The 13,431-nt window shown below is 41.4% G+C and carries 12 protein-coding genes and 1 pseudogene; 5 read left to right on the forward strand and 8 right to left on the reverse strand.

Translation table 11 applies throughout. From position 1 onward, the window contains the following. Positions 1–18: 18 nt before the first annotated feature. Entirely contained in the window at positions 19–2,880 is a 2,862-nt protein-coding gene (locus FNW02_RS15265; protein WP_191758382.1) for a M16 family metallopeptidase, read from the forward strand. A gap of 42 nt (positions 2,881–2,922) precedes the next feature. Here FNW02_RS15265 and pstB read toward each other — a convergent pair whose 3' ends face one another. The 3 genes from pstB to pstC are packed head-to-tail and all read right to left on the reverse strand — an operon-like array spanning position 2,923 to position 5,690. Then, positions 2,923–3,753 carry a phosphate ABC transporter ATP-binding protein PstB gene (gene pstB / locus FNW02_RS15270; protein WP_191758383.1) on the reverse strand — a complete coding sequence of 277 codons (831 nt, stop codon included), beginning with the start codon at positions 3,751–3,753 and terminating at the stop codon, positions 2,923–2,925. A gap of 44 nt (positions 3,754–3,797) precedes the next feature. Then, on the reverse strand, positions 3,798–4,688 hold the full coding sequence (pstA, locus tag FNW02_RS15275) for a phosphate ABC transporter permease PstA (RefSeq protein WP_191758384.1): 891 nt from the start codon (positions 4,686–4,688) through the stop codon (positions 3,798–3,800). Positions 4,689–4,733: 45 nt separating this feature from the next. After that, on the reverse strand, positions 4,734–5,690 hold the full coding sequence (gene pstC / locus FNW02_RS15280; protein ID WP_191758385.1) for a phosphate ABC transporter permease subunit PstC: 957 nt from the start codon (positions 5,688–5,690) through the stop codon (positions 4,734–4,736). Positions 5,691–6,066: 376 nt separating this feature from the next. Between pstC and FNW02_RS15285 the strand changes: the two are divergent. The 4 genes and pseudogenes from FNW02_RS15285 to FNW02_RS15300 all read left to right on the forward strand — a co-directional run. Next, positions 6,067–6,373: pseudogene (locus tag FNW02_RS15285) on the forward strand (hypothetical protein); the annotation flags it as partial. A gap of 193 nt (positions 6,374–6,566) precedes the next feature. Further along, a complete protein-coding gene (locus tag FNW02_RS15290; protein ID WP_225225668.1) occupies positions 6,567–6,998 on the forward strand; it encodes a cupredoxin domain-containing protein in 432 nt (143 codons plus the stop codon). Between the two features lie 176 nt (positions 6,999–7,174). Further along, a complete protein-coding gene (map, locus tag FNW02_RS15295; protein ID WP_191758387.1) occupies positions 7,175–8,002 on the forward strand; it encodes a type I methionyl aminopeptidase in 828 nt (275 codons plus the stop codon). 565 nt (positions 8,003–8,567) lie between these two features. After that, positions 8,568–9,809: an FG-GAP repeat domain-containing protein gene (locus FNW02_RS15300; RefSeq protein ID WP_191758388.1), complete on the forward strand. Its 1,242-nt coding sequence runs from the start codon at positions 8,568–8,570 to the stop codon at positions 9,807–9,809. Positions 9,810–10,412: 603 nt separating this feature from the next. On the opposite strand, the gene FNW02_RS15310 is transcribed toward FNW02_RS15300, so the two are convergent. From FNW02_RS15310 to FNW02_RS15330, 5 genes are all read right to left on the reverse strand, one after another. Beyond that, on the reverse strand, positions 10,413–11,180 hold the full coding sequence (locus FNW02_RS15310; RefSeq protein WP_191758390.1) for an MBL fold metallo-hydrolase: 768 nt from the start codon (positions 11,178–11,180) through the stop codon (positions 10,413–10,415). Positions 11,181–11,183: 3 nt separating this feature from the next. Next, on the reverse strand, positions 11,184–11,783 hold the full coding sequence (locus FNW02_RS15315; protein WP_191758391.1) for an anthranilate synthase component II: 600 nt from the start codon (positions 11,781–11,783) through the stop codon (positions 11,184–11,186). Positions 11,784–11,810: 27 nt separating this feature from the next. Next, entirely contained in the window at positions 11,811–12,155 is a 345-nt protein-coding gene (locus tag FNW02_RS15320) for a hypothetical protein (RefSeq protein WP_191758392.1), read from the reverse strand. A 316-nt stretch (positions 12,156–12,471) separates the two neighbouring features. After that, positions 12,472–12,660: a 30S ribosomal protein S21 gene (gene rpsU / locus FNW02_RS15325; protein WP_162398579.1), complete on the reverse strand. Its 189-nt coding sequence runs from the start codon at positions 12,658–12,660 to the stop codon at positions 12,472–12,474. 201 nt (positions 12,661–12,861) lie between these two features. Continuing rightward, entirely contained in the window at positions 12,862–13,317 is a 456-nt protein-coding gene (locus FNW02_RS15330; protein WP_191758393.1) for a diacylglycerol kinase family protein, read from the reverse strand. Positions 13,318–13,431 lie beyond the last annotated feature (114 nt).

Below are 13,431 nucleotides of genomic sequence, written 5' to 3' on the forward strand. Positions count from 1 at the left end.
GCTATATCCGCCACACACATGTCTGTATCTTCCATTTGGTATCGATATCGTTTTCCGCTATTAATACTTATACTTTGGTTAGTAGCAGTGTTTTTACTTAGTGATAAGCCTGCTGCTAGCCAACATATAGAAACATATAACAATAAAAATCATTATTCAACCTTGGTAGCAAAAAGAATCATGCCCCTAACAGTGACAGAGAACGTCCGCAAAATAGTGCTGGAAAATGGTTTGACTGTCCTGACAAAAGAAGTGCACACTGCGCCAGTAGTGACAGTGCAAGTATGGTATAAAGTCGGTTCGCGGAATGAAGAACCGGGAGTAAATGGCATTGCTCACCAGTTAGAACACATGATGTTTAAAGGCACAAAAAATCGTCCTATTCAATTTGGACGTTTGTTTAGTGCTTTAGGCAGCGACTCAAATGCCTTCACCAGCTATGACCAAACTGCATATTACGGCACTGTAGAACGGGATAAACTCAAAGCGCTCTTAGTGCTAGAAGCAGATAGAATGCAGAATTCTCTAATTAATGCAGAGCAGCTAGCAAGTGAGAAGCGGGTAGTAATTTCTGAGCTACAAGGTTACGAAAATAGCCCAGAATACCGCCTCAACCGCGCTGTGATGCAAGCGGCATTTCCCAATCACGCTTATGGGTTGCCAGTGGGTGGTACTAAAGTTGATGTCGATAGGTTTCAGGTAGAGCAGGTACGAAACTACTATCAAAATTTCTATAATCCTGATAATGCTGTATTAGTAGTTGTCGGAGATTTTAAAACTGCAAATGTTCTTGAAATGGTTAAAGACGTATTTGGGAAATTACCAAACAGTCAACAGTCAACAGTCAACAGTCAACAGTCAACAGTCAACAGTCAACAGTCAACAGTCAACAGTCAACAGTTAACAGTCAACAGTCAAAAGTCAACAGCCAACACTTCCATAGTATTAAGAGAACCGGGAGTAGGGCAGCTGTTGCAAGTGGTGTATCCGCTACCGGATGTGAATCAACCAGATGTGCCAGCGTTGGATGTGATGGATTACATCTTGACAGAGGGGCGAAATTCTCGCCTTTATCAAGTATTGGTAGAATCGGGTTTAGCTAATGAAGTAACAGCAGGTGTTACCAGTTTGCGCGAATCAGGCTGGTATGAGTTGTTGGTTACGGCTGCACCTAATCAAAAATTGAAAAAAATTGATTCAGTGCTGAGTCGGGCGATCGCTAATGTGGTAGAAAAAGGGATTAAACCAGAGGAAGTAAAGCGAGCTAAGACCCAACTAACAGCAGATGTAATTTTAAGTAACCGCGATATCACCAGTCAAGCAATGCAACTTGGCAACGACGAGACAACAGCTGATGATTATCGCTATACAGATCGCTACTTAGCAGCCGTCAGCCAGGTAACAGAGGCAGATGTTGTGGCTGTGATCAAAAAATACCTGAAAAAAGAAGTACGTACAGTAGGCTTTTTTGAACCAACTCAAAAGCAGTTCAAAGAAATTAGTAATAAACCACACTCCGCACAAACTACAGAAAATTTTTCTTTGAGCACACCTGAGCTTTCATCGGAAGTGGTGAAGTACTTACCACCTGTAGCGGCAACAGATACCATCACGCGAGTTTTACCGCAGCAATTCACATTTAGCAACGGTCTGCGGGTATTACTATTACCGGACAAGAGTACTCCTACCGTCACCTTGAGTGGCTACATCGAAGCAGGGATGGAATTTGACCCAGCCGATAAAGCTGGACTAGCTGCTGTTGTGGCAGACAACTTGATGAATGGTACTAAAGCCAAAGATGTCTTAGCTATTGCTAAAGCCTTAGAAGAAAGGGGGGCAAGTTTGGACTTTGAAGCATACCGCGAAGGCGTGCGTATTGAGGGCGATAGTTTAGCAGAAGATTTACCTATACTCCTGGAAACTTTAGCAGATGTAGTTAGAAATAGTACATTTCCAATAAAAGAGTTGGAACTAAATCGCCAACAAACTTTAACTACTCTTGAACTGGAATTAGATGACCCGTCGGAAGTAGCAAAAAGAACGTTTGTTCAATCCATTTATCCGAAAAAACATCCTTTACACACCTTTCCCACACAGGAGAGTTTAAAGCATATTAGCCGTAAGGATGTGATTGATTTCAAAGCAAAACATTATCGTCCAGACACGCTAGTGATAGCGCTAGTTGGAGATTTTGAGCTAGATAAAGTACGATCGCTCCTTCAAGCTAAGTTTGGTGACTGGCAAGTTATCGGGCAACCACCAAAGTTAAAATATCCCACAGTGTCACTGCCAGAAAAAATAGTGCGTGTTAACCCAGTTTTACCGGGTAAAGCCCAAGCCATCACTTATATGGGTTACACAGGTATTAACCGTCAAGATTCCCGGTTTCATGCAGCCTTAGTGTTAAATCAGATTTTAGGAGGCGATACCTTATCAAGTAGACTGGGGGCAGAAGTACGCGATCGCCAAGGTCTGAGCTATGGAATTTATAGCTACTTTCAAGCCGGGAAGAAAGTCGGGACGTTTTTGATTGAGATGCAAACTAGCCCAGAAGATACAGGAAAGGCGATCGCTAGCACCCACCAACTCCTACAGCAAATCCATCAACAAGGTGTTACCGCACCAGAAGTTGAGACAGCAAAGCACACCCTAATCAGCAACTACAACGTTTCTCTAGCAAACCCAGAGGAATTAACAGATAGAATTCTAATGAATGAGGTGTACGGACTCGATACAGTAGAATTACGCTCATTTACTCAAAAAATTCAGCAAGTCACTCTTGCCCAAGTCAATCAAGCAGCTCGTGAGTTACTCCACCCAGATCAAATTGTGGTTGTCACAGCTGGGCCAGCGGTATTGGCAGAACAAAGAATTAAATAGAAATAGGAACATGTTAAGAAGCAAAGCATCAGTGGTAGAACTTCACCCAAACTTACCACTGAGATATTCTTTGGTTGCTTGGGCTTGGGGATTGCCAAAAACTCTTCCTGTTTCGTCATATTCTACTAAGTAACCGAAGCGGTTTCCCTTGTCTGACTCTTCTGCGTTGAAAAAAGCAGTAAAATCTGACACCCGCGAGGCTTGTTGCATATTGTGGGTGACGATAATAATTGTGTATTCTTCTTTGAGTTCCTGAATCAGTTCTTCAACTCGCTCAGTAGAGATCGGATCAAGAGAAGAACAAGGTTCATCCATCAAGACTACTTCTGGTTTGAGGGCGATCGCTCTAGCAATACACAAACGCTGTTGCTGTCCACCAGAAAGAGATAAACCACTTTGTTTGAGTTTATCTTTAACTTCAGTCCATAAAGCAGCTCGCTGGAGCGATCGCTCAACTAATTCATCCATATCATCTTTGTGTCCCTGAATCCTGGCTCCGTAAGCGATATTTTCATAAATTGATTTGGGGAACGGGTTGGGTTTTTGAAATACCATGCCAATTCGCCGCCGCACCTCTACCGGATCGATTTTAGGTGAATAGAGGTTTTTATTCCGGTAAAGTACCTTGCCTTCTACCCGACATTTGTCAATCAAATCATTCAGACGATTGAAGCAACGTAGTAAGGTACTTTTACCACAGCCAGAAGGCCCAATCAAAGCAGTTACTCGTTGTTTTGGTATTTCCATATAAACATCTCGTAGCGCCAAAGTATCACTATAGTAAACGCTGAGTTTTTCTGTTTGCAAAACTGTTGTAGTTTCGCTTGGATTTTTAGTATTGTGATGATTATTGGTTTGATTTTGGGCAGACATTGTTAATCCTGTATGGTTAAATTACTATTGAATATTGAGCAATTTCAATAAGTACTTTTAAGCGCTGCCAAGCGAGAAATAATGCTAGTAATCAGTACTAATAAAACTAGAATGAGTGAAGCTGCCCAGGCAATTTCTTGTTGATTGTCGTAGGGAACGGTGGCAAATTTATAAACTAATATTGATAAAGTGGGAATTGGTTCCCAGATACTTGTAGGCCAGAATTTTGAAAACAAAGCGGTAAAAATTAAAGGTGCAGTTTCGCCGGCTGCACGAGCGATCGCTAAAGTCGTACCTGTAATAATTGCCCCCATCGCTGATGGTAAAACAACTTGTAAAACTGTTTGAAAGTTAGAAGCTCCTACCCCTGTTGAGGCCCAACGCACTTGTTGAGGTACTAGTTGTAAGGCTTCGTCAGTAGTTCTTACCACTATCGGTAACATCAAAACCGCCAAGGCAAAACCCCCAGCCACAGCTGAGAATTGATTTGTAGTTGCGACTACCACGCCATATGCAAACAGTCCCACAATAATTGAGGGTACACCACTGAGTACATTAGTAGCAAAGCGAATCCAATTAACTATTCTGCCGGAACTAAACTCTGATAAATAAACTGCTGCCAGAATCCCAAAAGGAATGCTCAATACTGAAGCAATCCCCACCACAATTAATGTTCCTACAATAGCAGGACTAACACCGCCACCTTCTTGCAACGCGGTTGGTATCTGTCCAGTAAATAGTTCCAGATTAAATTGACTACCTCCTCGGATAATCACATAACCAAGTACTAACCCTAAAGGCAGAATTGCAATACCTAGCATAAGAAATGCTAATACTGTCAGTACAGCCCCAATTAATGTTCGGCGAGTAGCATAAGAAAATTCCATGCTCTCATCTGTGTTTAGAGAGTGTTTAGCTTGATTATTAGATGTCATAATTGCCTACCTAAACTGTAATTGGATGATGAAATTTTATCGCTACTAAAACTTTTTAACTCGGCGCACAACAAGTTCGGCAAGCATATTAACTATGAGTGTGATTACAAACAAAATTAAACCAGCATAAAACAAGGAAGCTCTTTGCAAGCCACTAGCTTCTGCGAATTGATTAGCTAACAAAGAAGCAATTGTATTTGCAGGTGCAAGCACAGAGAAATTTAAATTGTTGCTGTTACCAATTACCAAAGTTACAGCCATTGTTTCTCCCAATGCTCTCCCCAATCCCAGCATGATTCCACCTACAATTCCAGAAAAAGCTGCTGGGATCAAAATGTTGAAAATTGTTTGCCAACGGGTTGACCCCACACCATAAGATCCCCAACGAAGTTCGGAAGGTAGAGAAGCAAGGGAATCGCGGGAAATCACTGTAATAATGGGCAAAATCATAATGGCTAAAATTACCCCAGCAGGTAGCATTCCCGGCCCTATATACTGTGTGGAAAAAATAGGTATGTAATCAAAGTTATCGTAAAGCCAATTGCCTATAGGTTTCAAAAACGGTATTAGGACGTAAATGCCCCAAAGACCATACACAATACTAGGAATAGCTGCTAGCAGTTCCACTAAAAAAGTTAGTATAGTGCGAATTGATAACGGTAAAAAATTCTCACTCAAAATGATTGCACTTGCTAAACCAATTGGCACAGCTAAAAGCAAGGCAATTAATGAACTCAAGAGTGTTCCATAAATCATGGGTAACACTCCATAAAGGTTTTCTACAGGGTTCCAAGCACTTTTAATCAGGAATTGTAGACCAAACTCTTGAATAGCAGGTATTGAGTTTATAGCGACTTGTACAGCTATCCAAAGCAATAATGCTGCAACAGCAAATGCTAATATGCGTGTTATCCACAAAAAACTCTGGTCTAGTGTTTTTTCAGTCTGCGATCGCGCTGCCTCAGAGTCTATCTGAGATTCGTTGCTGGTTGTTAAAGTCATATATTACCTCTATCAAAACAAAGCTAATAATGTATGCAATTAATGTTTATTACGTGAGGTTTTTCTATCCAAAATATTTCTCAGCAAACACAGTGAATATAAAGATATTTTTCTGAATGAATAATTGATCTCAATAATTGACAATTACTACTCTTTATTTATCTACAATTTAAAAAAGCAATAAACTGAAGTATTTTGATGATTAACACGTAGTATTGTATAGCTTACCTTGTTGAATTTTTTACAACTTGCGATAGATTTAGTCTTAAGGAATTAAGTTCTAAGGTTAAATTTTAATTAAATACGTATCATATCTAGAACTTACGCATTGACAGAGTGATAAAATAGTGTTTTAAACCACAGGTGTAGTTTATAAATAGGTATCGGACAACTAGAGAAATTAGCAGACCCTTATTACACTATATTTTTACTATTCAGAGCCAAAGCAGGTTGGGTGCAGGAGATTAGCAGAGATATTAGAAGATATTTGACATGAGAGTGTGAACCACTTTTTGCTAAGAAAAAGGTACGAACCAAAAAATTTGTTTGATATTGTAAAGGACATAATTAATTTAGAAGGAGGGATTTTAAGTGTTGATGACACAGTGATAGAAAACCTGTATAGTAATCCAAAATACGCAGAATTAATTGGGTACTTTTGGTCTGGCAAAGTCTTCTCTACAAGACACTCTCCATAGCTTGTTTCTATGTAGGTGTACGCAGCGGGGTGTAGCACATTACGAATTAGTACTAAAACTAGTAACGGAAATGATCGGGTTATCTACGCAAATTTACAAGCATTTATACCAAATTTTAATTGTAATTTTCACCTCCTTCACTTCTATTCGGCTACAAGCAATACTGCGGTTATGCGTGATGTTAACGTTGCTTTTATGCTGGAATTTTACCAGTGCTGCTCCAGCCGTAGCCGCTAATTTGTCTAGCAATTTGCTGAAGCAACCAGCCACAGAAATTACAGTTAGCTTAGGTAATTCGGCTAATGAACTCAAATTTGAGCCAAATCACTTAGAATTAGTGGCTGGTAAACGCTATCAACTACGGCTCATTAATCCCAGCCAACAGAAGCACTATTTCACTGCAAAAGATTTTGCCGATGGCATCTGGACACAGAAAGTCGAAGCAGGCAAAGTAGAAATTAAAGGAGCTATTCACGAACTGGAACTAAAGCCGGGTGCTGAAGCAGAATGGGTGTTTGTCCCCCTGAAACCAGGTAAATATGGCTTACGTTGTCCAATTGCAGGACACACGGAAGCAGGTATGACTGGAGAGATTGCCATCAGCAATTAAGAATTATTTGATTAATCCTGGTAGTATGTTCAGATGTGTTAATTCAATGCACTGGAGCTATGAAGCAGAGTGTGTAACGAAAAATAAGTTAACTTAAATATAGATATTATTTCTCAACTAATCTAGAAAAAACATTCACTTTTAAGCCGCAAGACGCCAGTAATTATTAATTCCCCATGAACATTCTCAGTAACTTACTTTCTCAAGCAACTCAGTCTACTCCTCCAAAAAAACAACGCCGAGGAATTGAAATTAAATCGCCGCGTGAAATTGAAATTATGCGGCAATCAGCAAAAATTGTAGCTACCGTGCTCAAAGAGATTTCTGAGCTAGTAAAGCCAGGAATGACTACAGCTGACTTAGATGCTTATGCAGAAAAACGCATTCGTGAAATGGATGCAACACCAAGCTTTAAAGGATATCACGGTTTTACAGGTTCTATCTGCTCCAGTATTAACAATGAAGTTGTACATGGTATTCCTAGTCCCAAGAAAGTTATTCGGACTGGAGATGTATTAAAAGTAGATACAGGCGCTTATTACCAAGGCTTTCATGGGGACTCTTGCATTACAATTGCTGTCGGCGAAGTTACCCCTGAAGCGGCTAAATTAATTCGTGTAGCAGAAGAAGCTCTTTATAAAGGTATTGAACAAGTGAAAGCCGGTGTATACCTGCTTGACTTGGCCGGAGCAATTGAAGACCATGTGAAAGCCAATGGCTTTAGTGTAGTGGAAGAATTCACCGGACATGGTGTCGGTCGTAACTTGCATGAAGAACCGTCAGTATTCAACTTCCGAACTCGCGAAATGCCGAATGTTAAGCTCCGTGCAGGGATGACGCTGGCAATTGAGCCAATTGTGAATGCTGGTTCTAGACATACACGAACATTATCTGACCGATGGACAGCAGTAACAGTAGATAATGCTCTATCGGCACAGTTTGAGCATACAGTCTTAGTGACAGATACGGGTTATGAGATTTTAACCGATCGCACTAAGGTGTAATTACTAGTTGTAGTTATTTATTGTTAAGAGAGGTAAATCGTTTTTAAACGTTTTACCTCTTTATTTTTGTCTGAACAGAAATTTCATCTACACAGGCAAAACCCGTTTTGAAGCAACTGACGTGCGAATTCTATTCGCCAAGGCTGAAGTTTATACAAATATCTTCTCTGCGGCTTCGCGTCTCTGCGTGAGGTAAAAATCATATCTATTTGATAATCGCTACAAGTGTAGATATTTTTTATGTAATTGATTAACATTCCAAAATATACGTATGTTTTAAATTCAGCTATTAAACCTCTCTCACGAATATTTAAAAAGGGAGATTTTATCTTTAAATCCTGACATACATAGAATACAAACTAATATTTCCTAATTGTTTATATCCAACTTGAAAAATCATAATAAATGATTTATAACAAACAAATATTTGTCTTTAAAAATTGACATTCATTAAAAAAAAAGAGTTATAAAGAAATATTTAAGCTCTGGCAAATGTTATTTGATAACAGAAAGATATTGCAAAAAAAAGTTAAAAAAATATGACAACTACCCATAAGAACACATCATGTTTGAAAGTAAAACTTCGTCAAACTTATCTTTGAATACATCTCAATGGGCAAAAAACTCTTTTGCCAAATCACAAATCTTGACATCTTCCGTTGAGAATTTAAGTTCTGATTATACTTTTGGAAATAAGAGTTCTTCACAAACATTCCAAAGTCAATCTTTGACCCAGCCTATAGTAGCCGCTGCAAATCCCAATCCTAATCCTTACATAACTAATGCGGCGATTCTTCCTGATTTCAACGGTGATGGAAAAACAGACAAACTTTGGGTCAATTCTCAAACCGGTGAGATTTTGGTTCGACTAATGGATGGGACACAAGTTCTCCAACAAGGTTCTTTGGGACAGTTTGACATATCCGCCTGGACTTATAAAACTGCCGATTTTAACGGTGATGGCAAGACAGACTTTTTACTCCGTAACAAAACAACGGGTGAGAATAATCTTGCAATAATGGATGGAGTCAACGTTGCGAGTGCGGTTGCTCTGGACAGAGTTGATCCAGCTTGGACTCCAAACATTGGTGATTTCAACGGCGATCGCAAAACCGATATCTTCTGGAATAATGGCACAACCGGCGAAAATGCTCTTTGGCAGATGGATGGCACAACAGTTCTCAGCGCGACTGTTCTAGAGACTACAACTACAGGCTTGACTCCTACCGTGGTTGATTTCGACGGCAATGGCAAGAGCGACATCTTCTGGCGCAATGAGACAACGGGTGAAAACAACGTTTGGTTTATGGATGGCGCGCAAGTAAGCAATTTTGCTCTGCAATCACAAGATGTCGGCTGGACTTTTACCCGTGGCGATTTCAACGGCGATTTAAGCACTGACCTTCTGTGGCGCAATGAGACAACAGGTGAGAACAAGATTTGGCAAGTGAACGGCATTATCGTAACTGAGGGTGCTGTGGGAACACTTGACTCAAACTGGAAATCCAACATTGGCGATTTCAACGGTGATGGCAAGACCGACATTTTATGGCACAATCAGGCAACCGGTGAGAACACCGCTTGGTTGATGGATGGTACAACAGTTAGTAGTCAAGCTTTTCTCCCCAGTAATGGCGCATCTTTGACACCATCGCTTGGCGATTTCAACGCTGATGGCAAGACAGACGTTTACTGGCGTGATCAGACATCAGGTGCAGACACCATTTGGACTATGGACGGAACGAGAGCGACTGAGACTGCTGTAAGCGATGCAGATAAGCTTGGCCCAGAGTGGTACACCGCTTAAAATATTGCTGAATCAAACACTCCATCCCACAAGTGGGGTGGAGTTTTTGGGCATGGAGAAGAAGTTACAAATGCCCAATGCGTTATACCGATTCAATTCAGAACTTACGCACTCAGATCCCCCAACCCCCTTAAAAAGGGGGCTTTATAAATTCCCCCCTTTTGAAGGGGAGCCAGCGCGGTCTTCTCCCAAAGGGAGAGGCTAGCGCCAAGGGGGTTTCCACGCCACTCCCCACAACGGATAGCGCAGCGTAAAGCCTTCTGTTCGAGAGGCTTGTCTGCGACACGCTGCGCGATCGCCAACGGCATGGCTTCTCTTCGAGAGGCTTCGCCAACGCTTAGAGCGAGTCTTGTCTGCGACACGCTGGGCGAACGAGTGTCGGCAACCTCCGCAAGGGGGTGGCTCCCCATGAGCGACTGGCGTGGGTTAGGGGGGATCTATGTTTCAGCCTTCAGTGCGTAAGTCCTACAATTAATGATTGCAATAAATCCTTTGGTAGAGATGTTGCATTGCAACGTCTCTACATGGTCTATCTGTCACATTCTTTTTTTAAATTGCTATTAGATGAAATTCACCTTTTAACCCAATACGGTTCAGTTAGGCTTAAAACTTGTAACTCAAAACCTGAATTTCCCCATTCTCTGGTAATTTACTAGGGTTAAGAGAAATAGTATCGCCATTGCTACGACGTACTGTCATGCCTTGCATCAAAGTGAGAAAATCATCCAGTGGCGAAATGTCGCATGTAGCAGCGTCAGCCGCCTGCGTCCGGTAATGGGTGGGAATCACCAGCTTGGGATTCAATACCTGAACCGCCTGCTTTGCTTCTTGGGCATTGTAGGCTTTTGCACTACCTCCTACTGGAATGAATGCCACATCGGGACGCCCCATGAGGATTTTTTGCTCAATGGAAATGGGTGCAGCGGCTCCCCCTAAGTGCAGGATATTAATTCCTCCTTGCTTCCAACTCCAGGCGGTGTTTGAGCCAAACTGCTTCCCACCTTTGCGATCGTGGTCTATGGCAATTCCCTGGAATTTGATGCCTTGGAACTCGTAAACTCCAGGTTCGTAGATTAGCTTTGGATTTCCCGGTAGTCCATCTACCGCACCTTCATCTAGTAGTTGACTACTAATCAGTACTAAATCTGCTGCAACTTTTGGTGGACGATACTTAGCAGTACAGCCGACCGTCCGAAATGGATTGACGAGAATTTTCGCACCGCCACCGGTAAATAGAAAGCAAGTATGACCCAACCACTGAACTGATAAACCGCTAGATTGTGCGTTAGCTTGAGATTCAGAACTCAAGGTAGTAATGAAAGCTGTGACCAACCCCGCCCCAGCATAGCCCATCAACTTTCGTCGTTTCATTAATTACTCTCTCGACTGTAACTGTTCCAGAAAGTTTCGCAATAACTGCTTTCCCGAAGATGTCAGGACACTCTCTGGGTGAAACTGGACACCTTGAATGTGAGGATAGTTCCGGTGTTGCACTCCCATAATAGTGCCATCTTCAACCCAAGCAGTGATTTCCAACACATCAGGGCAAGTCTCGCGATCAATCACCAGACTATGATATCTGGTGGCGGTCATGGGATTTTCCAATCCCCGGAAAACTCCTACCCCAGTGTGAGACACCTGAGAAGTTTTGCCATGCATTAACTCTGGAGCAGAAACTATTTTACCACCGAACACTTGACCAATACTTTGATGTCCTAAACAGACACCCAAAATTGGTAATTGAGGCCCTAGTTGTTCAATCAATTTTAGGGAAATTCCAGCATCTTCTGGGCGACCAGGCCCAGGGGAAATGACTACGACTTCCGGCTTTAACGCCCGAATCTCATCTATGGATATCTTGTCGTTACGAAAAACTTTAATATCAGCTGCTACTGGGAACTCTGCCGCTAATTCTCCCAGATATTGCACTAAGTTGTATGTAAAACTGTCGTAATTGTCAATGACTATAATCAAAACTAATAGCTCCTAGCTTGATTGGGGTTACGTGGACTCAATTAATTTGAAGCCCCAAGGTTTCAGAGCCGCGATCGCTATTTCTGCATCTACACCTTCATAAGCTTCCCATTCCAGCGGGTGCTCTTTAGGATGCCCGTCGCCTACATTACCTGCAACTTTGATCACCGGCAAGCCGGCGATGCGATCGCGCTCCATCCCTTTTGGAAGGGCTAGTTGGAGTTTGTGACCGACAAACTTTGTCGATGCATTTGAATTAGCTACAGATTCACGGATTAAACAGATATCACCAGCAGTTCCCCAAGTAGTTGGGTAGATGTAGAGGAACGATATATAGATTTCTGGTTTGATGGCTCTTTTTAGAACTTGCATTAACTGTAATCCTTGGATTAGGAGTAATAAATCATACGAGTAATTCTCTGACTGGTTGCAACTATTTTAATTTTGCAACTCTAATCAAAATAACGTTTATGTCGTTTTGCTAGCAATCGTGTAGAAACTTCTGCGCTTGTCAAACTTGGCCTCAATAAACAACTTAGCGCTAACTCACCACCCACCGAATCAGGATACTGAGCATCTGCTTACTCTTCTCTATGCCCAAAAACTCCACCCACAAGGGGATGGAGTTTTTCATAAGTAAAGCCCTCATAAATACGATGAGGGCATTAGTTTATCTCTATGTCAGTTGTTAATTACGGAAACTTCTTTTACTCTGCCTGTGCTTAGCAATTTCTTTGCGTTTGCGTTTTTCCAGTGGCGTTTCAAAGTGGCGATGCTTTCTCATGTCTGGAAAAATTCCGGCTTTGGAAACTTCTCGCTTAAATCGACGTAAGGCTGACTCAATGTGTTCATTTTCACCTACGATTACTTGGGTCATTATCTTTCCTACTAAATTGAATTAATTGATGGCTAAATAGTGGTACGGAATTCAGTTAACCAGAGTACAAAAAGCTGCTTCCTCAACTTCAATTCCATTTCCACAAAAGCAAAGCTGTGCGGACGGACTATCTCCCTTCAGACGCTTTTATAGCATCTAAATTTTAAATGGAATCGGACAGGGCAGGATCACAAACTACATCTAGAAAGCCGACATAATTAAGGATACTAGAGGAGGGAGCAAGAGTGTAGCAGCTACCAACACTGCTACTAAAGAAGAAACTAGTACAGCACCAGCAGCACAGTCTTTAGCAACTTTTGCTAAATCATGGTAAGTCTGCTTAACAGTCAAGTCTACAAGGGACTCGATCGCTGTATTCAGTAACTCCAATGCTAAAACCAAGCCACTAGTTATACCAATAACTGATATTTCCACGGCTTGCAGATGTAAAAAAACGCTTAAAGCGATCGCTAAAGCGCAAACACTCACATGGATACGAAAATTACGTTGAGTTTGAAAACTATAGCTGATTCCTGCCCAAGCATACTTAAAACTAACTAATAAACTAGAGGCAACCTGCCAGGAGAATTCCCGTTCATTTGTCACCAGTGTTTGTAAGGTGTTGGACGTTGGTGGTGGGGAAACTTTTTGGGACATAGGCTTAAAAATACAAAAAAATAGGAGCTACAGTGGGAATCTTTGCCATTTATCATGGCTTAATAAACTTTGAGGCAGTTTTAGGGAATTTTCTCCAGAAATATTATAAAATTA

Source organism: Komarekiella delphini-convector SJRDD-AB1, from assembly GCF_014831675.1.
GTDB lineage: Bacteria > Cyanobacteriota > Cyanobacteriia > Cyanobacteriales > Nostocaceae > Komarekiella.